The following is a 24,458-nucleotide window of genomic DNA, read 5'->3' on the forward strand; positions in this document are numbered from 1 at the left end:
CGCATCGCGAGCAGCGCGCAAGGCGCTCGGCACGGCCGGATCGCGCAGCCGCCGGACGATGCAGGCGAGGCCATTCGCCGAGGCGTCCCGCGAGACAGCCGGCAGGGACAGCGGAGCGACGAGATTCCACGTAACGTTCGTGGACTCGCCTCGAACTCGATGGGAGCACGCAGGTGGTCCAACAAACCGAACAACCGTTCCAGGTCTTCGCGCCGGGCAGGCGGCAGGACGATGCCGGCTCCGATCCCGGCGTAGCCGAAGCGCTCGCGCTTCTCCGGGGCCATGCGGATCGATGCGGATTCCCTTCCGAGAGCGAACGCTGCCGGGCGCGCGAAGTCTTCGAGGAGCGCCGCCTTGCCGGCAACGCGCAGGCCGCAAAAGACACGTCCGGGCGGCGGAAACTCTTCGAGCCTCACGGGACCGGCGTTCAACCGGCTCACTGGAGCGGCCCGCCCTCGTCGTCCGGCGCACGCAGGCGGTATCCGACACCGGTCTCGGTGAGGAGAAGACGCGGGCGCTCGGGATCGGCCTCGATCTTCTGGCGAAGCTGGCGCACGTAGACCCTGAGGTACTGCGGGTCCGAGGAAGTCGAGACGGCGTTCATGAGTTGGGCGTGCGTCAGGGCCTTGCCGGCATGCTGCACCAGGATCCGCAGGAAGTCGTACTCCCGCGGTGTCAGCTTCACCTCGACGCCGCGAACGCGGACGATGCGGCGCACCAGATCGACGCTCAGGCCATCGACCTCGAACAAGGCGCGCTCGCCCTGGACTGCCAACTGGTGGCGCAGGGCGGCGCGAAGGCGCGCCAGGAGTTCGCCCATGCCGAAGGGCTTGGTGACGTAGTCGTCCGCGCCGAGATCGAGAGCCTCGACCTTGCCCGGCTCGTCGTCGCGGCTCGACAGGACGACCACCGGCAGATCCCGGTGACCCTCCCGGATCCGGCGCAGGAGATCGTGTCCGCGCATGTCCGGCAGGCCGAGATCGAGGATGATCAGATCGATCGTCTCGCGGGCCAGGACCTCGAGGGCGACCCGCGCGCTCGGTGCCTCGAAGATCGTATAGCCCTGCGTTGCCAAGCCCATCCGCAGCAGCTTGCGGATGGGTGGCTCGTCGTCGACCACGAGGACAGCGAGGGTCATGCGGCAAGGTCTGGGGCGGCGGGACGGGCGGTGGGCACCGGTAGGTGGAGGGTGAAGACGGCGCCGCTTCGATCCTCACGGTTCCCCGCCGTCAGCGTGCCGCCCATCGCCTCGACGAAGCCGCGCGCTATGGCGAGGCCGAGGCCCGTCCCGGCGCGCACGCTGTCGCCCTTCCGGGCGCGGTAGAACTTGTCGAACACCCGCTTGCGCTCGGCCTCGGGCAGGCCGTCACCCTCGTCGAGCACTTGAAGACGGACCTTCGACGGCCCGCCGGCTTGGCCGGAGACGAGTTGCGCCGACACCGTGACGGCGGAACCGGCCGGAGCGTACTTGGCGGCGTTGTCGAGGAGATTGACCAGGACCTGCTCGAACAGCACCGGATCGAGGCGAAGGGCCGGCAGGTTCGGCGCCAGTTCCAGCACGACCCGGTGCTCCGCCAGGATGGGACCCTGGCGGCGCAGGGCGGTGTCGACGATCTCCGCCACGTCCTGCGCGGTCAGGTTTGCCGCGACCGCGCCAGCCTCGAGTCGGGTCATGTCGAGGAGGTTGGCGATGAAGCGGTTCAGCCGTTCCGACTCGGCGATGATCGTCGCCAGGAGATCGCCCTTGGCCTCCCGGTCCAGCTCGGCGTCGAGGTCGCGCAGGGTCGTGGCGGCGCCGAGGACCGATGACAATGGCGTCCGCAGGTCGTGGGAGATCGAGGTCAGCAGGGCCTGGCGCAGCCGGTCGGTCTCGGCATCGCGTTCTGCCCGCGCCAGATCCTCCACGAGCCGGACCCGTTCGATGGCGAGAGCCCCCATGTCGGCCAGCGCGTCGAACAGGCGTCGATCCTCGGGTGTGAGGATCGGCCCCCTGCCATCCGCATCGAGGCCGATGACTCCGACGGGACCGCGACCTGTTCGCGTCGGGAGGAAGAGGCGACGCGCGCCGGGAAGCGTATCGGCACCGCGCCCCGCCGGCCGATCGTTGGCGAAGGCCCATTGAGCCGCGGCCAGATCCGCCGCATCGAGGCGGTCCTCGGGTGGATAACCAGCCCGGACCGTGACCGTGTCCCCCTCGGGCAGCAGCAGCACGACCCGTACGCGCAGCATCGCGGCGATCTGGGCCGAGGTCGCCCAGAGCACGTCGTCGAGGGTGCCGCAGGTGGAGAGCTTCCGGCTGAAGCCGTAGAGGCGCTCCGTCGCCCGGGCCCGGCGCTGGCTGACCACCGCGACCGTCCGGGCCCGGGCGGCGAGGTTCGAGACCAGGACGGCGACCAGGGTGAACAGCAGGAAGGCGGCGACGTTGGTCGGGTCGGCGATGGTCAGCGTGTAGACCGGCGGCAGGAAGAAGAAGTTGTAGGCCAGCGAGGCGGCGACCACGGCGGCCAGCGCAGGACCCAGGCCGAAGCGGGCCGCGACCGCCACCACAGCCGTCAGCAGGAAGAGGTCGGCATTCTCGACCCCGAGATACGGCTGCAGCCCGAGGGCGAGGCCGAGGCCAGAGAGGATCGCGAGCGCCGCGAAGCCGTAGCCGGCGCTATCGAGGGCAGGGCGCGCCGGGGCCGTCGCCACCGCCTTTCGTGGCGCGGGCATCGGCAGGGTCTCGCCGGGGACGACGTGAATGCTGATGGCCCCGCTCCAGCGCACGAGGTCGTATACCACGGAGCCGTTGACGAGCTCGAACATCCAGGACCGCGTCGCCTTGCCGACGACGATGTGGTTGACGTTGGCGCCGCGGGCATAGGACAGGAGGTCGTCGGCCACGCGCCGGCTCCCCGGCAGGGTGACGGCGTCGCCGCCGAGCCTGTCGGCGAGGCGCAGGGCGTCGGCGATCCGGTCGCGGTCCGCCTCGCTGAGGCCGAGACTGCGCGCACCCTCCACCGTGACGGCCGTCCACGGCGCGTGCAGGCGGTCGGCGAGGCGCTTGGCGTAGCGGACGAGACCGGCGGAGCGCGGATCCTCGCTCACGCAGACCATCACCCGTTCGCCGGCACTCCAGGGACCCGCGATGGCATGGGCCTGCATGTGGCTCAGGAGTTCGTGGTCGACCCGTTCGGCCGTACGCCGCAGGGCGAGTTCGCGCAGGGCCGTCAGGTTGCCGCGCGAGAAGTAGTGGCGCAGGGCGCGCTCCGCATGGGCGGGCACGTAGACCTTGCCGGCCTTCAGGCGCTCGATCAGGTCGTCGGGATTGAGGTCCACGACCTCGATGTCCTCGGCCCGGTCGAGGATGCCGTCCGGCACCGTCTCGCGCACCCGGATCCGGGTGATCTGCGCGACGACGTCGTTCAGGCTCTCGACGTGCTGGATGTTGAGGGTGGTGTGCACGTCGATGCCGGCATCGAGCAGTTCCTCGACGTCCTGGTAGCGCTTGGGATGGCGCGAGCCGGGCGCGTTGGTGTGGGCGAGTTCGTCCACGAGAGCCAGGGCCGGGCGCCGCGCCAGCAGGGCGTCGAGGTCCATCTCCTCGAGGACGGCGTCATGGTAGGCGACCCTGCGTCGCGGAACGACCTCGAAGCCCTCGACCAGGGCCTCGGTCTCGCTGCGGCCGTGGGTCTCGACGACGCCGATCACCACGTCGGTTCCGGCCTTCAGCCGCGCCCGGCCGATCGTCAGCATCTCGTAGGTCTTGCCGACGCCGGGTGCAGCGCCGAGGAAGACCTTGAGGCGGCCGCGCCCCGCCTCGTCGCGGCGCGCGCGGTCGAGCAACGCCTCCGGCGAGGGACGCTGGCGCTCGCGGCCATCCTCGTTCATCGAAACCCCATCGTCTGCTTCCCGCGGGATGGATTATTGCCGGAGGCGCGCGTCCAAAGCGAGGTTCAGCGCCAGCACGTTGACGCGCGGTTCGCCGAGGAGACCGAAGGTCCGGCCTTCGACCTGCGCAACGACGAGGTCGCGCACCCGATCCGCGCTGACGCCCCGCGCGCGGGCCACCCGCGGCACCTGGAACAGGGCGCCCTCCGGCGACAGATCCGGATCGAGCCCGGATCCGCTGGTGGTGACGAGATCCACCGGCACCGGTGCGCCGGGGTTCTCGGCTCTCAAGGCATCGAGCTCGCCCTTCACGCGCTCGGCCAGGGCCGCGCTGGTCGGGCCGAGATTGGAGCCGGCCGAGTTGGAGGCGTTGTAGGGCGACGGAACGGTCCTGGTGGCATCGGCCGGATCGGTGGCGACGGTCGCCGAGGGGCGTCCGTGGAAGTAGCGCGGGCTGGTGAAGGACTGCCCGATGAGGCCGGAGCCGACGATCGCGCCGTCGCGGCGGATCAGACTGCCGGCGGCCTTGGCGGGAAAGATCGCCGCGGCGAGGCCGGTCATGGCCAGGGGATAGGCGAGACCGGTGATCGCCGTCAGCACGAGGAAGAGGACGAGCGCGGGACGCAGGGTGGCGAGCATGGGGGCGACTCTGGTTCGGAGCGGGGAGGGGATCAGGCGAGGTGCAGGGCATTCACGGCGAGGTCGATCGCCTTGATGCCGACGAACGGCACCAGGATGCCGCCGAGGCCGTAGATCAGCAGGTTGCGCCGCAGGAGCGCGGCGGCACCCACGGCGCGATACGCCACACCGCGCAGGGCGAGCGGAATCAGCGCGACGATGATCAGGGCATTGAAGATGATCGCCGACAGGATCGCGCTCTGGGGCGAGGCGAGCCCCATGACGTTCAGGGCCTGAAGCTGCGGGTAGAGCGTCAGGAACATCGCCGGGATGATGGCGAAGTACTTCGCCACGTCGTTGGCGATGGAGAAGGTCGTCAGGGCGCCGCGGGTCATGAGGAGCTGCTTGCCGATCCCGACGATCTCGATGAGCTTGGTCGGATCGGAATCGAGGTCGACCATGTTGCCGGCCTCGCGGGCCGCCACCGTTCCGGTGTTCATGGCGACGCCGACATCGGCCTGGGCGAGGGCGGGCGCATCGTTGGTGCCGTCGCCGCACATGGCCACGAGCTTGCCGTCCGCCTGCTCCTTGCGGATCAGCGCGAGCTTGTCCTCCGGGGTGGCCTGCGCCAGGAAGTCGTCGACGCCGGCCTCGGCCGCGATGGCGGCGGCGGTCATGGGGTTGTCGCCGGTGATCATCACCGTGCGGATGCCCATGCGGCGGAGTTCGGCGAAGCGCTCGCGGATGCCGCCCTTCACGATGTCCTTCAAGGAGACGACGCCGAGGAGTCGACCGTCGCGGGCGACCGCCAGGGGCGTACCGCCGGCCTTGGCGATGGTCTCGGCGATGTCCCTGATCTCGGCGACGGTCCGGGAATCCTCCTCCGGCCGATAGGCGAGAGCCGCATTCGAGCCCCGCGAGACCATCGGCTGGCCGCCCAGGGAGGCGATCACCGCCTCGACGGCGCCCTTGCGGATGGACGCGCCGTCGAGATCGACGCCGGACATGCGCGACTGGGCCGTGAAGGGCACGAAGGTGGCATTCAGGCTGGCCATGTCGCGGGCGCGGATGCCGTAGCGGTCCTTGGCCAGCACCACGATCGAGCGGCCCTCGGGCGTCTCGTCGGCGAGGGAGGCGAGTTGCGCCGCGTCCGCGAGATCCTGCTCGGTGACGCCGCCGACCGGCCGGAACTCGGTCGCCTGGCGGTTCCCGAGGGTGATGGTGCCGGTCTTGTCGAGGAGGAGGGTGTCGACGTCGCCCGCCGCCTCGACCGCGCGGCCCGACATGGCGAGGACGTTGAAGCGAACGAGGCGATCCATGCCGGCGATGCCGATCGCGGACAGGAGCGCGCCGATGGTGGTCGGGATGAGGGTCACGAACAGGGCGACGAGCACGACGAGGGGAATCGCGCCGCCGGCATAGCTCGCGAAGCTCGGGATGCTGGCCACCGCGAAGACGAAGACGAGGGTCAGACCGGCGAGCAGGATGTTGAGGGCGATCTCGTTCGGCGTCTTCTGCCGGGATGCCCCCTCGACCAGCGCGATCATGCGGTCGACGAAGGTCGAGCCGGCCGCCGCCGTGATGCGGACCCGGATCGCGTCGGACAGGACCTGCGTTCCGCCGGTCACCGCCGACCGGTCGCCGCCGGATTCCCGGATCACCGGCGCGGATTCGCCGGTGATGGCCGCCTCGTTGACGGAGGCGACGCCCGCGATGACCTCACCGTCGGACGGGATCAGGTCGCCGGCCTCCACCAGCACCACGTCACCGACCTTCAGCGACGTGCCGGGCACGGATTCCCAGGTATCGCCCGCACCGGTGAGGCGCTTGGCCGTCATCTCGGTGCGCGTACGGCGCAGGCTGTCGGCCTGCGCCTTGCCGCGGCCCTCGGCCAGGGCTTCGGCGAAATTGGCGAAGATCAGCGTGAACCAGAGCCACAGGATGATCTGACCCGAGAAGCCGAGCCCGGGGGCGCCGGTCGCCAGATCGCGAACGAACAGCACGGTCGTCAGGGCGGCCACCACCTCGACCACGAACATCACGGGATTGCGGATCATGATCCGGGGATCGAGTTTCCTGAGCGAACCGACGAGCGCCGGGCCGACGAGGGCGGCGCTGAAGAGGGAGGAGGACGGGCGAGACATGACGGGTGTTTCCACGAAGGGTCGCGGGGAGACCGGGCGCGCGGCGCCGGATCGGTGAGGCGGGTCAGGGCGCGAGCGCGCGGCTCGCGAGACCGGCAGCGAGCACCAGGGCGAGGGCGCCCAGGAGGGTGACCCCGAGCAGCGCCAGGATCAGGTCGGAGAGCCGGATCGGCCGGGCGCCGGAGCCCGAGAGGGGCGGGCGGATGCCGGCGCGGGGCACATGCAGGTGATGGCGCCGGCCCCGACGGGACGGAAAAGCGGGCCGCATCGCTCAGCCACCCGCCGCGAAGGTCTGACCCGCGCCGCCCGCGAGGTGTTCGACGATCGGGCCGAGGGCCAGGGACGGGAAGAAGGTCAGGCCGCCAACGATCAGGATCACGCCGACCAGCATGCCGATGAACAGACCGCCATGGGTCGGCAGGGTTCCGGCGGAGGCCGGCACGGTCTTCTTGGCGGCGAGGGCGCCCGCGATCGCCAGGGCGGGGATGATCACGAAGAACCGCCCCACCAGCATGCCGACGGCCAGCGTGGTGTTGTAGAACGGGGTGTTGCCGCTGAGTCCACCGAAGGCGGAGCCGTTGTTGGCCGCCGCGGAGGTGAAGGCGTAGAGGATCTCCGAGAAGCCGTGCGGCCCGGCATTGGCGGGGCCGGCGAGACCGGCGGCCACCACCGTGGCGAGGGCGGTGAAGCCCAGCATCATCAGGGGCAGGCACAGGATGGCGAGCATGGCCATCTTCACCTCGCGGGCCTCGATCTTCTTGCCGAGATATTCCGGGGTCCGGCCGACCATGAGCCCGGCGACGAAGATCGCCACGATGACGAAGACGAGCATGCCGTAGAGGCCCGCGCCGACGCCGCCGACGATGATCTCGCCGAGCTGCATGTTGATCATCGGCACCAGGCCGCCGAGGGCGGTGAAGCTGTCGTGCATCGCGTTGACCGCGCCGCAGGAGGCGGCGGTGGTCACCACCGCGAAGAGCGCGGAGGCGACGATGCCGAAGCGCAGCTCCTTGCCCTCCATGTTGCCGCCGTCGAGCCCGAACCCGTTCAGCACGGAGCTGCCCGCGGCCTCGCTGGCATAGGTGACGAGGACGCCCGCGAGGAACAGCACGCCCATGGCGCCGAGGATCGCCCAGCCCTGCCGCTCGTCGCCGACCATGCGGCCGAACACGTTGGTCATCGCCGCCCCGAGGACGAAGATCGACAGGATCTGGACGAGATTGGACAGCGCGGTCGGGTTCTCGAAGGGATGCGCCGCGTTGGCGTTGAAGAATCCGCCTCCGTTGGTCCCCAGCATCTTGATCGCGACCTGGCTCGCCACCGGGCCGACCGCGATCGTCTGGGTGGCGCCCTCGAGCGTCGTCGCCTCGATGGATGCCCCGAGGGTCTGCGGGATGCCCTGCGAGACCAGGAACAGGGTGTAGACGACGCAGATCGGCAGCAGCACGTAGAGCGTGCAGCGGGTGAGATCGACCCAGAACGAGCCCACCGTCCGGGCCGAGGCCCGGGAGAAGCCCCGGACCAGCGCCACCGCGAGGGCGATGCCGGTGGCGGCCGAGAGGAAGTTCTGGTGGGTCAGGCCCAGCATCTGCGACAGGTAGGAGAGGGTGCTCTCGCCGCCGTAATTCTGCCAGTTGGTGTTCGTCACGAAGCTCGCGGCCGTGTTGAAGGCGAGATCCGGCGCCACCGCCGATTGCCCGGCCGGATTGAGGGGCAGGACGTCCTGCAGCCGGAGCAGACCGTAGAGGGCGGCAAAGCCGAGGGCGTGGAACGCCAGCATGGCGAGCCCGTAGGCGAGCCAGCTCTGCTCGCCCCGGGCATCGATGCCGGCGAGGCGGTAGAGTCCGGTCTCGACGGGGGCGAGGACGGGCGAGAGGAGCGTGCGCTCCCCCTGGAAGACGCGCGTCATGTACCCGCCGAGCGGCCTGACGAGCGCCAGCACGATCGCGCAGAACAGCGCGACCTGAAGCCAGCCGTTGATGGTCATGGAGGTGGTCCTTGGGAATTCGTCCGGAGGGTTCGTCAGAACCGCTCGGGGCGCACGAGGGCGTAGGTGAGGTAGCCGAGCAGCCCCAGGGTCACGAGGGCGCCGAAGGTCAGGTCGAGGGTCATGGTGCGCGCTCCCGGCAGCCGGCTCAGAGGCGTTCGCAGAGCCGGGCGTAACCGGCGGCGAGGCCGAAGAAGGCGAGGCCCGCGGCGAGGAAGGTGATGTCGAGCATGGTGCGTCCGATCCGGTGCGGCGGATCGGACTCGGGTCGTCACGACCGATCGCGCCTCGCCCGAAGAATGGACGGGAACCGCATTAGGGTTCGAGAGGGCGTCCGGCGCGTTCTTATAAGGATCGCATGAGGATCGGGGCGCTCAGGGAGCCAGCCCGACCTGCGCGAGCCTGGCCGCGAGGCGCGGATACACCCGCAGGGCGTTGCCCGCATAGAGCTTGGCCCGATCCGCATCGGAGATCGCGGCCGCCTCGACGTATCGCTTGGTGTCGTCGTAGGCGTGGCCGGTCTCGGGATCGATCCCGTTCACCGCGCCCACCATCTCGGATGCGAAGAGCACGTTGTCCGTGGGCACGACCTTCAACAGCAGGTCGATGCCGGGCTGGTGGTAGACGCAGGTGTCGAAATAGACGTTGCGCAGCAGGTCCGTGAGCGGCGGGCGCTTCATGTCCTGCGCCAGTCCGCGGTAGCGGCCCCAGTGATAAGGGACCGCGCCGCCCCCGTGCGGGATGATCAGGCGCAGGGTCGGGAAATCCTTGAACAGGTCCGAGGTGACGAACTGCATGAAGGCGGTGGTGTCGCCGTTCATGTAATGCGCGCCGGTCGCATGGAAGTTGCGATTGGCCGAGGCGCTGACATGCACCATGCCGGGCACGTCGAGCTCGACCATCTTCTCCCAGAGCGGGTACCAGAACCGGTCCGAGAGGGGCGGATCGCTCCAATGGCCGCCGGACGGGTCGGGATTCACGTTGCAGCCGACGAAGCCGAGCTGCGTCACGCAGCGCTCGAGTTCCGCCGTGCAGTTCTTCGGCGAGACGCCGGGCGTCTGCGGCAGCTGGCAGATTCCGACGAAATTGCGCGGCATCAGCGTGGCGACGCGGTGGATCATGTCGTTGGAGACGACCGACCAGTCGAGGCTGGTCCGGGCATTGCCGATGTGGTGCCCCATGCCTCCGGCGCGCGGCGAGAAGAGGGCGAGGGAGATGCCGCGCTCGGTCTGGAGCTTGACCTGGCGCCCGGCGACGCTCGCGCGGACCTCGTCGTCGCTGACGGACAGGGCGGCGGGCGAGGGGGACTGGGCGGGATCGTTGATGGCGTCGATCTGGCGCTTGCGCCAGGCCAGCATGGCCGGCGGCTCGGTGGTGTAGTGGCCGTGGCAATCGACGACGGGGCCGCGATAGGGCGCGCGATCCGCCGGCTGCGCCGCCGCGTGCGAGCCCGCGGCCACCGCACCGCCCAGGGCCGCCACGGCCCGCATGAAGCCGCGACGCGGCAGACAGCAGGTGCAGGTGGCCGGGGCGTCGGACGATGCGATCATCGCGGCCTCACCGAACGGAGAAGGGGAGCTGGTAGGGACGCCCGAACGGGACGCCGTTGTTCACCGTCTGGACGGGCGCGAGGAAGCCTCTGCCGTCCCGGCGATTGTTGCGGGTGTCCACCATGGAGAGCGGCCGCTCGACCCACTCCATCACCGAGACGTCGCCCGGCGCACCGACCTGCAGGGTTCCGAGCTTCGCGTCCCGGTCGATGACGCGGGCCGGTGCCGCGGTCGCCATCGCGATCACCTGCTCCAGGCCGAAGCCGAGAGGCAGGAACTTGCTCATGACCAGCGGCAGGAATGGCATGCCCGGCGTGTTGCCGGAGACGACGTGCAGGTCCGACGAGATCGTATCGGGCGGCGCTCCCTGGGCGATGGCCGCCTCCGCCACGGTGAAGTCGAAGGAGCCGCCGCCATGACCGATGTCGAACACGACGCCGCGCTGCTTGGCGGCGAGCGCCGCCGGCAGGAGCTTGCCGTCCTGGACGATGTTGGTGAACTGGCCCGCCATGTTGGGCGCGCCGGAGTAGCAGTGCGTGAGGATGTCGCCGGGCCGCAGCAGGTCGAGGATCCGGCTCATCAGGTCGGCGGTCTCGACGCCGCCGATATGCGCCATCACCTTGGCGGGCCGCCCCGACATCTCGCAGGCCTGGATCGCCCGGTGCAGGGGTTCGGCACCATGCTTGAAGATGACGTTCTCCGACATCCGCACCTTGGCCCCCAGGACGAAGTCCGGGTTCTCGGCGATGGCGCGCGCACAGGCTTCCACCTGGGCATTGTCGATGTTGTAGAGTTCGGCGACGGGGAAGGCCGACAACCCGTTGTTCGCGATGTGCACGAAGGCGAACATTCGCGTCCGGGTCTGGGCGGCGATGTGCCGGCGCAGGGCGGCGATGGTGTTGGCGCCCGCATCGCCCGCCGAGACGACCGTGGTCACGCCCGAGAACGGCACCGTCTCGTCGGCCGGAATGCCGATCGCCGAGCCGTACGGAAAGGTATGGGCGTGGAGGTCGACGAGGCCGGGCAGGACGAGCTTGCCGGAGGCGTCGATCGTCTGCTTGGCCCGGTCCGTCGGCAGGTCCGGCGCGAGGGCCGCGATCCGCCCGTAGCGGATGCCGACATCGCGCTTCGCGCGCAGGGATTGGCTCGGATCGATCACCTCGCCACCCCGGATCACGAGGTCGAAGGGCCCGTTCGGATCCGGTTCCGCGCGTACGCCGGTCGCGGCGACGAGACCGGCCGCGGCCGCGCCGCCGAGCCAGGCGCGGCGCGTCGGCTCATCCACGGCCTCGCCCCCGGATCACGACCGCACGGCGGATCACTGCCCTGCTCGGCATGGATTCGACTCCCTGGTCTCGGCGCTCGTTCGTCGGCCCCGATGTCCGGGAGACTAGGGGTCGATCACCAGGATAGGCAATGCTTTTCGAAGATCAGGCGGATGCATTCCGAGACATCCGCGGCGCTTACGCTCGTCGTCGCACCGACCGCAGCCCATCACGCGACGCGGAACGGTGCGCGATCGTCGACGAAAACCTGCGACGGCAAGGTCTCGATCGCGGATCAGCGGTCGGACTCATCGTCCCGATCGACCTGGAGGAAGCCGATCGGGCCGGGCCGGGTCTCGTCGAAGATCCCGGCGGTGAGGGCTCCGCCGTAGATGCACCCGGTGTCGAGGTTGGTACGGAATGGCTGCTGGTCCGGCACGCCGCTCGTCTGTGGGGTATGCCCGTGGACCACGTGCTTCCCGAAGTCGAAGGCCGCGCTCAGGAACGGCTCGCGGATCCAGAGGCGGGCGGACACGTCCGGATCGATCCCCTGGCGTCCGGGCCGAAAGCCCGCGTGAACGTAGTAGCGCAGGGCATCCTCGTGGACGGTGGGCAGGAGCGAGAGCCAAGTCAGGACGTCGTGCGGAAAATCTTCCGGATCCGCGATCCCGAAGGAGCGCAGCGTTTCCTGGCCGCCATTGGTCAACCAGACCGTGGCACCGAGCGCGTCCCGATAGGCGTCCAGCATCATCTGCTCGTGATTGCCCAGGAGGCAGGTGATGGCGTTGGGGGCACCGCGCTGAAGGTGTCTCAGGATCTCGATCACCCGTGCACTCTCGGGACCGCGGTCCACGTAGTCGCCGAGGCAGACGATCCGGGCGGGACGGCCGGCGCGATGCACGTTGATCCGGCGCAGCAGGCGGAGCAAAGCGCCTGCGCAGCCGTGAATGTCGCCGATCGCGTAGGTCAGGTCGTTCATGCAGGATCCGGTGACGGGGTCAGAGGCACGCCGACCGCATGGCAGGATTCCGATGCTCCGAACATCCTCGATTCACGAAGGGTCTGCGCACCTCCCCATCCTGTGAGACGTCCGGGTCCAGGCCGTGTCGCCGGCCGCGCCCTATCGGAAGATCTGGATCATCGCCGGGGTCAGGATGACCACGAACAGCACGGGCAGGAAGAACAGGATCATCGGCACCGTCAGCTTCGGCGGCAGGGCGGCAGCCTTCTTCTCGGCTTCGTTCATGCGCATGTCGCGGCTCTCCTGCGACAGGACCCGCAACGCCTGGCCCACGGGCGTCCCGTAGCGCTCGGCCTGGATCAGGGCGGTCGTGACCGCCTTGATCTGGTCGAGGCCGATGCGGTTGGCGAGATTCTCGAAGGCGATCCGCCGATCCGGAAGGTAGGAGAGTTCGGCCGTCAGGACCGCGAGTTCCTCGGCGAGGACGATCGACTGCCCCACCACCTCGGTGCTGACGCGGCGGAAGGCGTGCTCGACCGACATGCCCGATTCCACGCAGATCAGCGTCAGGTCGAGGGCGTCCGGCCAGGCCGCCCGGATCTCGGTCTGGCGCTTGTTGGCGCAGTTGTGCAGGTAGAGTTCGGGCGCCTTGATTCCGAGGAGGAGGACGGCGATCACGATCATCGTCCGGATCGCGAAGGGCTGGTCCAGAACCCCGAGGACGAAGACGTAGAAGATCGCGACGAGGGCGAGGACGATCGGGGTCACGAGGCGGAAGAACAGAAAGCCGGTTTCCGCGCCGGGCGAGCGATACCCCGCCATCATCAGCTGCTTCCGGGAGGTTTCGGTCCCGAGCCAGCGGTTCAGGTTGAACTGCTCCACCACCCGTTTCATGTAGGCCTTCGGCGCGACCCGCAGGGTCGCCTTGGAGCTCATGCGCTCGCGCTCGCGGCGCCGGATCTCCTCGCGCTCCTCTCCCAGCAGCTTCATGCGCTTGCCGAGACGGTCCGGCTCCAGGATCGGCTGGAGCAGCGCGAACGCCGTGGCAGCCGCGGCGACCGCCGCCAGGGCGGTGCCGAGAAATCGCGGGTCGGTGACCTTCGCGGCGATGAGATCCAGCATGCGGTGTCTCCGTACGATCCGACCGGCCGAGGATTCTGGGTGACGGGGCGTCTTGCGGCGGGGCGTCTTGCGGCGGGGCGTCTTGCGGCGGGGCGTCTTGCGGCGGGGCGGTTCAGACGTCGAAGTTGATCATCTTCTTCATCGTGAAGACGCCGAGCGACATCCAGATCGCGGAGGCCACCAGGGCAAGCTTGCCGATATCGGTGCGCCAGAGGAGCGAGATGTAATCCGGGCTCGACAGGTAGGTCAGGGTCGCGACGATGAAGGGCAGCGCCGCGATGATTCCGCCGGACGCCTTCGCCTCCATGCTCATAGCCTGGATCTTCCCGGCCATCTTCTTGCGCTCGCGCAGCACCCGCGAGAGGTTGGCCAATGCTTCGGAGAGATTGCCGCCGGACTTGGCCTGGATGCTGATCACGATGGCGAAGAAGTTGACGTCGGAGACCGGCACCCGCTCGTGCATCTTCAGCAGGGCCTCACCGAGGGAGAGACCGAGGGTCTGGGCCTCGACGACCTGGCGGAATTCGCTGCGGATCGGCTCCTCGGCCTCCCGCGAGATGATCCGGAAGCAGTCGCCGACCGGGATACCGGCGCGCACGCCACGGGTGATGATATCGATGGCGGTCGGCAACTCGTTGATGAACGCTTTGATCCGGCGCTTGCGCAGATAGGCGACCAGCCAGAGCGGCAGGCCGAAGCCGCCGGCGAACACCGCGCCGAGACCCGCCAGCGGATTGCCGGTCGTGATCAGGATCGCGAAGCCGAACACGATCGCCATCACCACCGAGATGGCGAAGAACTGATTTCGGGACCAGGACAGACCGGCCCGGGCGAGCTTCAGTTCGAGCGTGACCTTGGTGCCTTCGCGCTTGGCCTCGACTTCCTTGAGGCTCTTGGCGACCTGCTCGCGGCGGCTGACCGTCGCGGTCCGGCTCCCCGGCGCGGCGACGACGCTGACGGTCCGGCGGCGTTCGGCGGACCGCTTCTCGCCGGAGAGGTAGGGAAACACGAAGACGTAGGCGAGCCCGCCGGCCGTGAGCGCGAGGAGGCCGGACGCGAGGGCGAGGCCGCTGGCGTTCACAGGGCGCTCCCGCCGGCGCTCGCGGCATCGAGGGCGGCCGCGAGGGCCTCGTCCTCGCCGTAGTAGCGCGCGCGCTCCCAGAAGCGCGGCCGGCCGATGCCCGTGGAGCGGTGGCGCCCGATGAGCTTGCCGTTCGCATCCTCGCCGAGCACGTCGTACAGGAACAGGTCCTGCGTGATGATGACGTCGCCTTCGAGCCCCATCACCTCGGTGATGTGGGTGATCCGGCGCGAGCCGTCGCGTAGGCGGGTGGCCTGCACGATGACGTCGATGGAGCCGCAGATCATCTCGCGCAGCGTGCGGGAGGGCAGGCTGAAGCCGCCCATGGTGATCATCGACTCGATACGCGCCAGGGCCTCGCGCGGCGAGTTGGCGTGCAGCGTTCCCATGGAACCGTCGTGGCCCGTATTCATCGCCTGCAGGAGGTCGAAGGCCTCCGGGCCGCGGACCTCGCCGACGATGATGCGCTCGGGCCGCATGCGCAGGCAGTTCTTGACGAGGTCGCGCATGGTGACCTGGCCGGATCCCTCCATGTTGGGCGGCCGGGTTTCGAGGCGGACCACGTGCGCCTGCTGAAGTTGCAGCTCGGCCGCGTCCTCGCAGGTGATGATGCGCTCGTCCTCATCGATGTAGCGGGTGAGGCAGTTCAGCAGCGTGGTCTTGCCCGAGCCGGTACCGCCCGAGATCACGACGTTGCAGCGGACGCGGCCGATGATCTGCAGGATGCGGGCGCCTTCCGGCGAGATCGCCCCGAAGGTGACGAGCTGGTCGAGGGTGAGCTTGTCCTTCTTGAACTTACGGATGGTGAGCACCGGCCCGTCGATCGCCAGCGGCGGGGCGATGATGTTGACGCGAGAGCCATCGGGGAGACGCGCGTCGCAGATCGGCGAGGCCTCGTCGACGCGCCGGCCGACCTGGCTCACGATTCGCTGACAGATGTTCATCAGCTGCTGGTTGTCGCGGAAGCGCACATTGGTGAGCTGGATCTTGCCGCCGACCTCGATGAAGGCCCGGCTGGCACCGTTGACCATGATGTCGGCGATGTCGTCGCGGGCGAGCAGCGGCTCGAGGGGGCCGTAGCCGAGCACGTCGTTGCAGATGTCGTCGAGCAGTTCCTCCTGCTCGGCGATCGACAGGACGATGTTCTTGAGCCCGATGATCTCCGAGACGATGTCGCGGATTTCCTCGCGCGCGGACTCGGCATCGAGGCGCGAGAGCTGCGACAGGTCGATCGCTTCGATCAGTGCACCGAAGATCATGCTCTTGGTGCGGAAGTAGTCCTCCGACTTCACCGTCTCCATGACGGCCACGGGTTCGGGACGACGGGGCGCCTCCACCTTCGGGCGGAGGGCCGAATCGTCGTGGACCGGCAGCGAGACCTGCGGCGTGGCGATGACGGCTACGGGACGCGGCGCCGTCGCCGCCGCGCTGCCGGATCGTCTACCGAACATGGGGCGGCCTCCTGGCGGTCGGGTCGTGCGAAACCGGCTGACGCATCACGAGGCCTTACGGCGCGCGAGCTTGGAGAGCAGGGGCTCGAATAGGTTCGGCCGTGCGCGCCGCAGTTCGGCGCGGCCGGTGATCGCGGCGGCGAGGGAGGAGAAGATCTCGGCCGCCTTCGCGCCGGACTGCACCTCGCCGATCATCTGCCCGTTATTCGCAGCCGTGCCGAACAGGGCGGCGTCGAAGGGGATCGCGGCCGTGATCGTCGTATCGAGGGATTTCGCGAATTCGGCCGATGCGATCTCGGGGCGCTTGGGAACACCGACGCCGTTGAGGATGATGCGCGGCTTGCGGTCGTTCGGACGATTCTGCTGCAGCAGGGTCAGGAGGTTCTTCGCGTTGCGCAGAGCGGCGAGCTCGGGGCTCGCCACGATGAGGATCTCGTCGGCGCTGATCATCAGCCGGCGCGACCAGGCCGTCCACTGATGGGGGACGTCGAGCACGACGCAGGGCACGGCGGCCCTCAGCAGATCGAGCAGGTGATCGAAGGCCGGCTCGGCCAGATCGGTGGTGCGGTCGAGGGTGGCGGGCGCGGCGAGGAGCGAGAGGTTGTCGCTGCACTTCGACAGCAGACGGTCGAGGAGGTTCGAATCGAGCCGGTCCGGCGCGAACACCGCCTCGGCGATGCCCTGCGGCGGGTCCTGGTTGAAGTTCAGGCTGGCTGTTCCGAAGGCGATGTCGAGGTCGGCGATGACGGTCGCGGTGTCCTGCTCCCGGGCGATCGTCCAGGCCAGGTTGTGGGCGAGCGTGGAGACCCCGACCCCGCCCTTCGCGCCGACGACGGCGACGGTCCGACCGACCGGCTTGGCGCCCGGAGCCGTGAACAGATCCGAGATCGCCTGGATCAGGTCGATCGGGCGCACCGGCGCCATCAGGTATTCGCTCACGCCGCGCTGGATGAACTGGCGATAGAGCGCCACGTCGTTCACGTGCCCGATGACGACGACCTTCGTCCCCTCGTCACAGACCTCCGCCAGCGAATCGAGGCTCTCGAGGGGGCGGGACTTCGTGCCCTGCGTCTCGATGACGATGACGTTCGGCGTCGGCGCGTGCCGGTAGGCCTCCACCGCGGCGGCGCCACCGCCCATCTGGACCTTGACGTGCGCCTTCTGCATGCGCCGGTCGGCGCCGACGGACTCGATCAGCGCCGCGCTTTCCTGCGTCTCGCAGAACGCCTGAATCGTGATCCGCGGCACGGGAGCGATGATGCGCTCGGACGTCTCGTTCAGATCCGCCATGAGGAGAATTCCGGTTCAGGTTGCCGCCGATGCGGATGCGAGGGCGGGTCAGGTCGCGGGCGAAGCGGGGCGCCCGCCCAGCGCGCTTATTGCGAGACCTGCGCCTTGATCGAGGTCTTCCCATCCTGACGCCATTCGATTGACGGATCCTTGCCGTCTCGGATCTTGCCGATGTCGTTGGTGCGCCGGATCGTGTCGATCCGCCCTTCGGGGCGGGCCCGCACGAGATCGACCGGGTCCGCCACCTGCGCGGCGACGTTCGACTGCGTTGCGCAGCCGAAGTTCCAGTAGATCTCGTTGCGGCCGCTGAACGCCGGATCGCCGACGCCGAGATCCTGAGGCCAGTTTCCGCACTGGCTGGCGCCCTTGGCCTCCATGCGCTGGAAGCTCAGCCGCAGGGGCGCAGCGAGGTTCGGATTGGCCACCACGTAGCGGGAGACCGCGACCTGACGGCCGGACACGCCGCCCTCGAGGCTCATCCGTTGCAGGGCCGCGGCCGTCCGGTCGACCGCGGCGGCGGTCCCGGGCGTGCCGCCGGCGGGAACGTCGAGGACCAGTGTGCCGCGCCCGTAGCGCCGGTACTCCAGCAGGAAGGCGTCGACGTCGGCGGCCTGGCGGGGATCGATATGGCCCGTGCCGGTCACGAAGACGTCGAGGGTGCGCACGCCCTCGGCGAGGGCGAGGGGATGCCGCGCGCGATAATCGGCCGGGTAGAGCGAGCCGGTGGTGGCGGCTGGATCGGCGCGGCAGGCCCCGAGCAGGGCGGCGACGCCGGCCAGCGCTGCCAGAGCCAGCGGTGTGCGGAGGGAAGGGAGGAACATCGGGGAAGGGTCCTGCTGGGGCCGGGGCCGCGGTACCTTGATCGTTCGGGGATGCGCCGGATCAGTCGGTGATGAAGCCGACGCGGCCGCGATAGGCGCTGCCGAGCGGACTCGCGCCGGCGACCCCGTAGAGGCGGTTGAAGCGCCCGAGCAGGATGCCCTGCGCATCCTGGGCATCGACGAAGCCGTCATCGGGACGGGCGACCTGACGCGGCTCCATCGGCTTCGCGATGTACGGCGTGACCATGATCATCAGCTCCGTCTCCTGGCGCTGGTAGTCGCGGGACCGGAAGAGCGCGCCGATGACGGGCAGGTTGATGAGGCCCGGCAGCCCGGTGATCGCCGCCTTGTTGCGCTGCTGGATCAGGCCGGCCGTCATCATCGTGGCGCCGGACGCCAGTTCGATCGTGGTCTCGGACTTGCGGACGGTGAAGCCGGGCACCGCGGTGGTGGTCCCGGTGAAGTTCAGGTTCAGGGCGTTCTGCTGATCGATCTCGGTGACCTGGGTTCCGACGCGCACCGAGATCCGGTTCTCCGCCAGCACCACCGGCGTGAAGTTGAGGCTGACGCCGTAATCCTTGTAGCTGACGCTCGGCACGCAGGTCTGGATCGTGCTGGTCCCGACGGAGGTGCAGCTCAGGTTCGAGGGAACGGGGATCTGGCCGCCGGCCGTGAAGGTCGCGGATTCGCCGGAGATGGCCGTCAGGGTCGGCTCGGCGAGGACCCGGGAGACGCCGGCCTGCTCGAAGGCCCGAAGGGTGGCCGTGAGGTTCGCGCCGCCCGGGCCGTTGATCGTGCCCGCGAGCAGGTTGCCGGTCGGGAAGGCGCCGCCGTTGAGCGCGAGCGGCGTGGTGTTGACGAGGTTGAGGCCGGACCAGCCTCCGCTCAGATTGACGCCGAACTGCTTGAGCACCGTGCGCGAGACCTCGACCACGGTGACGCGCAGCATCACCTGATCCTTGCCGCGGATCGTGAGGTTGTTGATGACGGCGCCGCGCGCGGCCGGACCGACGCCCGAGACACCCACGAAGGCGTTGGCGATGTCGAGGGCCTGGGCGGCCTCGGACGCGGAATTCACCGTCCCGGTCATGACGACCGAATCCCCGGCCGCGCGGACGTCGAAGCGTCCGCCCGCGATGCTCTGGTTCAGGGTCTGGCGCAGCACGTTGAGGTCGCGCGCCACGGTGACGTCGAGGGCGGTGATCTGCCGGCCCTCGCCATCCATGATGAAGATCGAGGTCGCCCCGTTCTCCATGCCGATGACGAACACCTTGCGGGTCGAGCGAACGACCGCGTTGGCCACCTTCGGGTTGGCGACGAACACCTCCTTGGCGTCGCGCGGCAGGTCGATCACCAGCGAGCGCCCCATGGTGAGGTCGACCCGGCGCGACGTCGCCCCCTCGTTGGCCCCGACCGCCAGCACGGGTGCCGCGGTCAGGCCGCCATGGGACTGAGCGGATGCGGGGCTCACGGCCGCGAAGGGCAGGAATCCGGCGAGGAGCCAGGCGAGCAGCGGGGCGCGCCGCAGGGCCGGCCAGGGGGAGAGGGTCATCGACGCGTCCTCTGTCATCGTGCGTGCGCCGGTCTCAGCGTCGCGATTGCTGCTTCGCGACGCCGAACCGCACCACGGTCAGGGCCGTCTCGGGGCGGCTCTCGAGGCTCGGATCGCTGCTGCGTCCGCTGTCCACCAGGCTGCGCAACGAGAGCGAGAGTTGCCCGACCTTCTGGGCGAGGGTCACGGTCTCGGCCTGGCCCGGCGTCAGCGCCAGGGTGGCCGTCTGTCCGGTGACGACGGTGTTGCCGTTCTTCTCCTGGACGACCTGTCCGATGGCGAGGACGCGCACGTCCTGGAGCAGGGTCTCGGAGAGCTGGACCTCGGCGGTCCCGCGTGCGGAATCGTCGTCCCGGTAGGTCCGGATCACGTCGACGTGGTCGTTGGGCAGGATGAAGCCGCCCGCCGTGCTGCTGCCGACCGCGTCGATGGTGATCGCCACGGCGCGCATGCCTGCGGGCAGGATCGCCGCCATGAAGCCGCCGTCGGAACGGGCGAGCTTCTGGGGCCGGATCGGCTCGCCGGCGAGGAAGCCGGACCGGGCGATCGAGCCGACGATCTCCTCCATGCCCTTCGGCGCGTTCGTGCGGGTGATGTAGCCGGTCGTCACGGCATCGTTCGGCCAGGGCTGCCAGCGCAGGTCCGGCGCCTGGATGTTCTGCCCCATCGGCAGTTCGGCGGCGGCGACGAGGACGTCGGTCATCGGCACGACGGGCGGCGGCACGACGGCCGCCGGCTGCACCACCGGCTTGTCCTCCCCACTGATCAACAATGCCGCTCCACCACCTGCCACGAGGGCAATGGCAAGGACGGCCAGTCTGGCTGGTTTCATCGCCGAACTCGAACCTGCGCGGCACATCGCCGTGTCGGTCGAGAATGACGTCGCATTCCTCAAATTACGGTTAACAAGGAGTAATCGATGCGAAGGAATGCCGAAACCTGAGGCAGCGGCAGATCAGACCGTGACGAGACGAAGCCAGATGGCCGTATCGGGCATCACCACCAGGGCCGAGAGCGCGAGGGCGATGCCGTAGGGAACGCCGGTCCTGGCGTCGTGCAGGTGCCGGACGAAGGGCAGACGCGCGACCGGGGAGGGGAGCGGCTGCAGGCGCACGGCGAGAAGCGTCAGGGTCAGCGCGCCTCCGGCCAGGGACGCGATGATCAGGTAGCCGGCCAGCTGGTCGAAGCCGATCCACAAGGCCGTCGCGGCCGCGAGCTTGGCGTCGCCGCCGCCGATGAAGCCGAGGGCGAAGAGCGTGAAGGTGACGGCGAGGGTCGCGGCGCCGGCGCCGAGATGGCCCGCCAGATCGTCCCAGCCGAGACCGCCGGCGACGGCGAAGACCGCGAATGCCGCGACCAGGGCGATCGACACCATGTTCGGGATCAGCATCGTCAGGAGGTCCCTGGCGGCGGCATAGGCCATCAGGAAGGGAAACACGACGAGGAGACTGACGCTGGCCATGTCGCTTTCGTTCCTGCCGGTGGGTGGACCTGTGAGGTGGGACGAAGGCCCGATCGGTCCGACGATCGAAGCCTTCGGAAGCGTCGTCGCGCCGCCCCGGCGGGATCGGCCGGGCGCCGCGGTATCGAGATGCGATCACCGCCGAACGGAGCGAGGAGCATTGCGGATGACCGCAATACTCCTCGGAACCGATGAGGTCGGGCTATCGAGTGCGCTCCGCGGTGCCGTGTCGACGGACCGCAGGCGCGGGTTACGCCCCGCGCGATTACGAGGTCTTCAGGTTGTTCGCCACGGTGGTCAGCGTCGCCTTGAGGTTGGTGCCGACGGTGGTCAGAACGGCGACGACGGCGACGGCGATCAGCGAGGCGATCAGGCCGTACTCGATGGCGGTGGCGCCGGACTCGTCAGCCACGAAACGCTTGAACATGGTGGTCATGGCAAAATTCCCCTGGGAGTGAATGTGCCGTTCACGCTCTGGGCGTCTCGATCGGCGACGGGTTCATATTGCCGAACGGCCCTTGCCATTGCGTTAAATCAGTCGCCGAAACGGAGGCAGATCCGCGGGCCTCTCGTTGTAGTGAAGCATTGGTAAAGCCCAAGATTTCGCGGGCGGCTGTCGCCGGCCCGCAAGGATCGGTGACGCTTGGATCCATCGCGACTTCAGTTCACCTCGGGCGCCGTGCCCGTATCCGCGCCGACGCGTCCGGACCGATGGCGAGGTCTTCCGGTTATCGGTTCGTTTACCCTGCCCGTGCTTCCTGAGGATCAAGCCTCGGCAGCCGGGCGCGTGCCTCCTCGCCGAGATCGTTCACGATTTGCGTCGTGCCGTCCGGTCCGAGTGAGCGTCCGATGCACCCCCCATCCAACCCATCGCATATTCCGCTCCGGGTCCTGACGGCCCTGATGCTGGCCGGCTACGCCGTGTTCGGCTGCTCCCATGCGCGCGCCCAGGCGATCGATGCGCCGCCCACCATCGTCGCGGTGACGGTCGACAACGCCAAGGTCATGCGCCTGCCGGAGAAGACCCAGACCGTGATCGTCGGCAACCCGATGATCGCCGACGTCGCCCTGCAGCGGAACGGCATCCTGATCCTGACCGGCAAGAGCTTCGGCAGCACGAACCTGATCGCCCTCGACGCCATGGGGCAGATGCTGGCGGAGTCCACGATCAGCGTCCAGGCGCCGCAGGCCGCCGTGATCACCGTCCAGCGTGGTCTGGAGCGGGAATCCTACTCCTGCACGCCGAATTGCCAGCCGTCGATCCAGCTCGGCGATGCGAACAAGTTCTATGGCGAGGTCAGCAGCCAGGCCGAGAGCCGCCGCAGCATGGCGACGGGCGGCGCCGCCGCGAGCCGCTAGTCCGAGTCCGGGTCCCGGCGAGACGCCATCGGGCCGCCCGCGCCGGACACCGCTGAGCGAGATCCGCGCCCCTCGCGTGCGGGATCGCGGCGCGGCGGGCCATGGCCTCAGGCTTCACCCGCCGAGCGGCTGGCGATGCGTGGCCGCCCCGTCGACGGCGAGGCGAAAGCCATCCAGGCCCTCGACCGTCGCTTCCAGGCCCGCCCGACGGTCCGCGACGTACCGGAGGGCGCCGGCCACCACCCGCTCCGAGTAGGGCTTGGCGATCACCCCGACGGCACCGGCGAAATCGTCGGGGATCCGCTTGGCGTTCGCCGTCATGAACACGACCGTGACATTGGGGTCGGCGCTGAGCGCGCGGGCGACGTCGACGCCGGTCGGACCATCGATCAGGTGGATGTCCACGAATGCCACGTCGGGCGCGGTCGCCTGCCCGAGGGCGATCGCCTCTGCCGAACTGCCGGCGACACCCACCGTGACGTGGCCGAGATCGTCGAGCAGGCATTCGAGTTCGAGGGCGATCAGGACCTCGTCTTCGACCACGAGAATGCGCAGCGGCGATCCGGTCATGGGGAGGCCCATTCGGGGCCGGGAGCCCGATCGGTGATGGCGCTCTGGAGCGAGATCGCGTCGAGGGGGACCACGATCTCCACGCGGGTTCCGGGCCCGACATCGCTCCAGGCGATGACACCGCGAAGCTGGCGCACCACCATCTCCACCAGGGAGCGGCCGAAACCCGCCGGGTTCGGCGTTCCACCGGCGAGACCCACCCCATCGTCCTCGATCAGCATGCGCAGGCCGTCCGCGCTGCGCTGGGCGGTGATCGTGATCCGCCCGGGCCGGCTGTCGGGAAAGGCGTGCCGGACGGCGTTGGTGGCGAGTTCGTGCATCATCAGCGCCAAAGGCGCCGCCATCGCGGCGGACACGGCGATGGAGTCGATCTCGGCGCTGACGGCCGTCCGGTCGGTATCGAGGCCGGCCACCAGCTCCGAGACGAAGTCGTCCGCGAATTCACGCAGGTCGAAGCGCGTCACGTCGCCGGTGGAGTAGAGCATCCGGTGCACCGTCGAGAGCGCCCCGATGCGCTCGGCCATGCCCTGGAGGGCATCCCGGGCCTCCCCGCGCGGCGTCCGGCGCGCCTTCAGGAGCATCAGCGAGGAGATGACCTGGAGGTTGTTCTTGACCCGATGGTCGACCTCATGGAGCAGCGCCGTCTTCTGTTCAAGGGCAGCCCGCAGATCCGCCGTCTGCTCACTGACCCGGCGCTCGAGCTCGTCATGCGCGTCCTTCATCGCGACTTCGTGCCGGTACTTGCCGGTCATGTCGGCCTGGGCCGAGTAGAAATGCGCGATCCGGCCGGTCTCGTCGTGCACGGGAGCCACCGTCATGCCGTTCCAGAACGACGTCCCGTCCTTCCGGTAATTGACGAGCTCGATCTCGATCGGGCGCCCGGCGGCCACCGCCTCGCGCAAGCGGCGCACCGCGCGCGGATCCGTCTCGGGACCCTGCAGCATCCGGCAGTTCCGGCCCGAGATCTCCTCCCAGGCGTAGCCGGTGAGGGACAGGAAGGCGTCGTTCGCCCACACGATCGGGTTGTCGGCCTGGTGCGGGTCGGTCAGGACCATGGGCGTCGGGCTCGCGGTGAAGGCCGCCACGAACGCGCCTGCACCGATACCCAGCTCGCGGGTTCCCGTCGCCGGCGTTTCCCTATGCGTCATGATCGACTTCAGCCAAGACGGGACACCTGCACTGTCGACCTGAACGGTGGCCGGTCGCCTGTCGACTGGAACGCGAACCTGGATTTGAACTGCCGGGAGGACCCGCCGTCAACACCTGGATCGGAGAACATCTGGAGGGCGGCCGGACCGCTAACAGGAAGATGCGAGACCTCGCGTTAAGATTTCGGAAGGCATGCTGTCGGTGGT

General features: G+C 69.2%; 22 protein-coding genes. 1 reads left to right on the forward strand and 21 read right to left on the reverse strand.

The window, feature by feature from the left end:
• Nucleotides 1-436: 436 nt before the first annotated feature.
• The 19 genes from AC0IWM_RS12170 to AC0IWM_RS12260 all read right to left on the reverse strand — a co-directional run bounded on the left by AC0IWM_RS12170 (nt 437) and on the right by AC0IWM_RS12260 (nt 21,610).
• On the reverse strand, nt 437-1,138 hold the full coding sequence (locus AC0IWM_RS12170; protein ID WP_471755285.1) for a response regulator: 702 nt from the start codon (nt 1,136-1,138) through the stop codon (nt 437-439).
• Nucleotides 1,135-3,870: a DUF4118 domain-containing protein gene (locus AC0IWM_RS12175; protein WP_471755287.1), complete on the reverse strand. Its 2,736-nt coding sequence runs from the start codon at nt 3,868-3,870 to the stop codon at nt 1,135-1,137. Before AC0IWM_RS12175 ends, AC0IWM_RS12170 begins: the two co-directional genes overlap by 4 nt.
• A 33-nt stretch (nt 3,871-3,903) precedes the next feature.
• Nucleotides 3,904-4,509, reverse strand: coding sequence for a K(+)-transporting ATPase subunit C (locus tag AC0IWM_RS12180; RefSeq protein WP_471755289.1), 606 nt, complete (start codon nt 4,507-4,509; stop codon nt 3,904-3,906).
• Between the two features lie 32 nt (nt 4,510-4,541).
• A complete protein-coding gene (gene kdpB / locus AC0IWM_RS12185) occupies nt 4,542-6,632 on the reverse strand; it encodes a potassium-transporting ATPase subunit KdpB (RefSeq protein WP_471755290.1) in 2,091 nt (696 codons plus the stop codon).
• 64 nt (nt 6,633-6,696) lie between these two features.
• On the reverse strand, nt 6,697-6,900 hold the full coding sequence (locus AC0IWM_RS12190; RefSeq protein WP_471755291.1) for a hypothetical protein: 204 nt from the start codon (nt 6,898-6,900) through the stop codon (nt 6,697-6,699).
• 3 nt (nt 6,901-6,903) lie between these two features.
• Nucleotides 6,904-8,619: a potassium-transporting ATPase subunit KdpA gene (kdpA, locus tag AC0IWM_RS12195; RefSeq protein ID WP_471755292.1), complete on the reverse strand. Its 1,716-nt coding sequence runs from the start codon at nt 8,617-8,619 to the stop codon at nt 6,904-6,906.
• Between the two features lie 35 nt (nt 8,620-8,654).
• Nucleotides 8,655-8,744, reverse strand: a complete 90-nt coding sequence (locus AC0IWM_RS12200; protein ID WP_056473541.1) for a K(+)-transporting ATPase subunit F — start codon at nt 8,742-8,744, stop codon at nt 8,655-8,657.
• 249 nt (nt 8,745-8,993) lie between these two features.
• A complete protein-coding gene (locus tag AC0IWM_RS12205) occupies nt 8,994-10,169 on the reverse strand; it encodes an amidohydrolase family protein (protein ID WP_471755294.1) in 1,176 nt (391 codons plus the stop codon).
• Between the two features lie 7 nt (nt 10,170-10,176).
• Nucleotides 10,177-11,454, reverse strand: a complete 1,278-nt coding sequence (locus tag AC0IWM_RS12210) for an amidohydrolase (protein WP_471755296.1) — start codon at nt 11,452-11,454, stop codon at nt 10,177-10,179.
• A gap of 275 nt (nt 11,455-11,729) precedes the next feature.
• A complete protein-coding gene (locus tag AC0IWM_RS12215) occupies nt 11,730-12,413 on the reverse strand; it encodes a metallophosphoesterase family protein (protein ID WP_471755298.1) in 684 nt (227 codons plus the stop codon).
• Nucleotides 12,414-12,554: 141 nt separating this feature from the next.
• On the reverse strand, nt 12,555-13,517 hold the full coding sequence (locus AC0IWM_RS12220; RefSeq protein WP_471755300.1) for a type II secretion system F family protein: 963 nt from the start codon (nt 13,515-13,517) through the stop codon (nt 12,555-12,557).
• A gap of 112 nt (nt 13,518-13,629) precedes the next feature.
• Nucleotides 13,630-14,598: a type II secretion system F family protein gene (locus AC0IWM_RS12225; RefSeq protein WP_471755302.1), complete on the reverse strand. Its 969-nt coding sequence runs from the start codon at nt 14,596-14,598 to the stop codon at nt 13,630-13,632.
• Nucleotides 14,595-16,049 carry a CpaF family protein gene (locus AC0IWM_RS12230; protein ID WP_471755304.1) on the reverse strand — a complete coding sequence of 485 codons (1,455 nt, stop codon included), beginning with the start codon at nt 16,047-16,049 and terminating at the stop codon, nt 14,595-14,597. The genes AC0IWM_RS12225 and AC0IWM_RS12230 overlap by 4 nt, the downstream gene beginning before the upstream one ends.
• A 45-nt stretch (nt 16,050-16,094) precedes the next feature.
• Nucleotides 16,095-17,339, reverse strand: a complete 1,245-nt coding sequence (locus AC0IWM_RS12235) for a CpaE/TadZ family protein (protein ID WP_056473556.1) — start codon at nt 17,337-17,339, stop codon at nt 16,095-16,097.
• An 86-nt stretch (nt 17,340-17,425) separates the two neighbouring features.
• Nucleotides 17,426-18,160 (reverse strand): CpaD family pilus assembly protein, encoded by a 735-nt coding sequence (locus AC0IWM_RS12240; RefSeq protein ID WP_471755306.1) that lies wholly within the window; start codon nt 18,158-18,160, stop codon nt 17,426-17,428.
• Nucleotides 18,161-18,221: 61 nt separating this feature from the next.
• Nucleotides 18,222-19,712, reverse strand: coding sequence for a type II and III secretion system protein family protein (locus AC0IWM_RS12245; RefSeq protein WP_471755308.1), 1,491 nt, complete (start codon nt 19,710-19,712; stop codon nt 18,222-18,224).
• A gap of 34 nt (nt 19,713-19,746) precedes the next feature.
• The gene (gene cpaB / locus AC0IWM_RS12250) at nt 19,747-20,544 is read right to left on the reverse strand and encodes a Flp pilus assembly protein CpaB (protein ID WP_056473564.1); all 798 of its coding nucleotides are present in this window, start codon (nt 20,542-20,544) and stop codon (nt 19,747-19,749) included.
• A 123-nt stretch (nt 20,545-20,667) separates the two neighbouring features.
• On the reverse strand, nt 20,668-21,174 hold the full coding sequence (locus AC0IWM_RS12255; protein WP_471755310.1) for an A24 family peptidase: 507 nt from the start codon (nt 21,172-21,174) through the stop codon (nt 20,668-20,670).
• Nucleotides 21,175-21,439: 265 nt separating this feature from the next.
• On the reverse strand, nt 21,440-21,610 hold the full coding sequence (locus AC0IWM_RS12260; protein WP_471755312.1) for a Flp family type IVb pilin: 171 nt from the start codon (nt 21,608-21,610) through the stop codon (nt 21,440-21,442).
• A gap of 467 nt (nt 21,611-22,077) precedes the next feature.
• Between AC0IWM_RS12260 and AC0IWM_RS12265 the strand changes: the two genes are divergently transcribed.
• Nucleotides 22,078-22,533 carry a pilus assembly protein N-terminal domain-containing protein gene (locus AC0IWM_RS12265; protein WP_471755620.1) on the forward strand — a complete coding sequence of 152 codons (456 nt, stop codon included), beginning with the start codon at nt 22,078-22,080 and terminating at the stop codon, nt 22,531-22,533.
• Between the two features lie 114 nt (nt 22,534-22,647).
• On the opposite strand, the gene AC0IWM_RS12270 is transcribed toward AC0IWM_RS12265, so the two are convergent.
• Both AC0IWM_RS12270 and AC0IWM_RS12275 read right to left on the reverse strand, forming a co-directional pair.
• Nucleotides 22,648-23,103 carry a response regulator gene (locus AC0IWM_RS12270; protein ID WP_471755314.1) on the reverse strand — a complete coding sequence of 152 codons (456 nt, stop codon included), beginning with the start codon at nt 23,101-23,103 and terminating at the stop codon, nt 22,648-22,650.
• The gene (locus AC0IWM_RS12275) at nt 23,100-24,251 is read right to left on the reverse strand and encodes a PAS domain-containing protein (protein WP_471755316.1); all 1,152 of its coding nucleotides are present in this window, start codon (nt 24,249-24,251) and stop codon (nt 23,100-23,102) included. Before AC0IWM_RS12275 ends, AC0IWM_RS12270 begins: the two co-directional genes overlap by 4 nt.
• Between the last annotated feature and the right edge of the window lie 207 nt (nt 24,252-24,458).

This window comes from Methylobacterium sp. AC433, assembly GCF_979253015.1.

Coding starts and splice junctions, on each gene's coding strand:
- AC0IWM_RS12220 (WP_471755300.1), bottom strand. CDS start 13,517: ATGCTGGATCTCATCGCCGCGAAGGTCACCGACCCGCGATTTCTCGGC.
- AC0IWM_RS12175 (WP_471755287.1), bottom strand. CDS start 3,870: ATGAACGAGGATGGCCGCGAGCGCCAGCGTCCCTCGCCGGAGGCGTTG.
- AC0IWM_RS12240 (WP_471755306.1), bottom strand. CDS start 18,160: ATGTTCCTCCCTTCCCTCCGCACACCGCTGGCTCTGGCAGCGCTGGCC.
- AC0IWM_RS12245 (WP_471755308.1), bottom strand. CDS start 19,712: ATGACCCTCTCCCCCTGGCCGGCCCTGCGGCGCGCCCCGCTGCTCGCC.
- AC0IWM_RS12255 (WP_471755310.1), bottom strand. CDS start 21,174: ATGGCCAGCGTCAGTCTCCTCGTCGTGTTTCCCTTCCTGATGGCCTAT.
- AC0IWM_RS12265 (WP_471755620.1), top strand. CDS start 22,078: ATGCTGGCCGGCTACGCCGTGTTCGGCTGCTCCCATGCGCGCGCCCAG.
- AC0IWM_RS12205 (WP_471755294.1), bottom strand. CDS start 10,169: ATGATCGCATCGTCCGACGCCCCGGCCACCTGCACCTGCTGTCTGCCG.
- AC0IWM_RS12270 (WP_471755314.1), bottom strand. CDS start 23,103: ATGACCGGATCGCCGCTGCGCATTCTCGTGGTCGAAGACGAGGTCCTG.
- kdpA (WP_471755292.1), bottom strand. CDS start 8,619: ATGACCATCAACGGCTGGCTTCAGGTCGCGCTGTTCTGCGCGATCGTG.
- AC0IWM_RS12200 (WP_056473541.1), bottom strand. CDS start 8,744: ATGACCCTCGACCTGACCTTCGGCGCCCTCGTGACCCTGGGGCTGCTC.
- AC0IWM_RS12260 (WP_471755312.1), bottom strand. CDS start 21,610: ATGACCACCATGTTCAAGCGTTTCGTGGCTGACGAGTCCGGCGCCACC.
- AC0IWM_RS12215 (WP_471755298.1), bottom strand. CDS start 12,413: ATGAACGACCTGACCTACGCGATCGGCGACATTCACGGCTGCGCAGGC.
- AC0IWM_RS12235 (WP_056473556.1), bottom strand. CDS start 17,339: ATGGCGGATCTGAACGAGACGTCCGAGCGCATCATCGCTCCCGTGCCG.
- AC0IWM_RS12275 (WP_471755316.1), bottom strand. CDS start 24,251: ATGACGCATAGGGAAACGCCGGCGACGGGAACCCGCGAGCTGGGTATC.
- AC0IWM_RS12180 (WP_471755289.1), bottom strand. CDS start 4,509: ATGCTCGCCACCCTGCGTCCCGCGCTCGTCCTCTTCCTCGTGCTGACG.
- AC0IWM_RS12230 (WP_471755304.1), bottom strand. CDS start 16,049: ATGTTCGGTAGACGATCCGGCAGCGCGGCGGCGACGGCGCCGCGTCCC.
- AC0IWM_RS12190 (WP_471755291.1), bottom strand. CDS start 6,900: ATGCGGCCCGCTTTTCCGTCCCGTCGGGGCCGGCGCCATCACCTGCAT.
- kdpB (WP_471755290.1), bottom strand. CDS start 6,632: ATGTCTCGCCCGTCCTCCTCCCTCTTCAGCGCCGCCCTCGTCGGCCCG.
- AC0IWM_RS12170 (WP_471755285.1), bottom strand. CDS start 1,138: ATGACCCTCGCTGTCCTCGTGGTCGACGACGAGCCACCCATCCGCAAG.
- cpaB (WP_056473564.1), bottom strand. CDS start 20,544: ATGAAACCAGCCAGACTGGCCGTCCTTGCCATTGCCCTCGTGGCAGGT.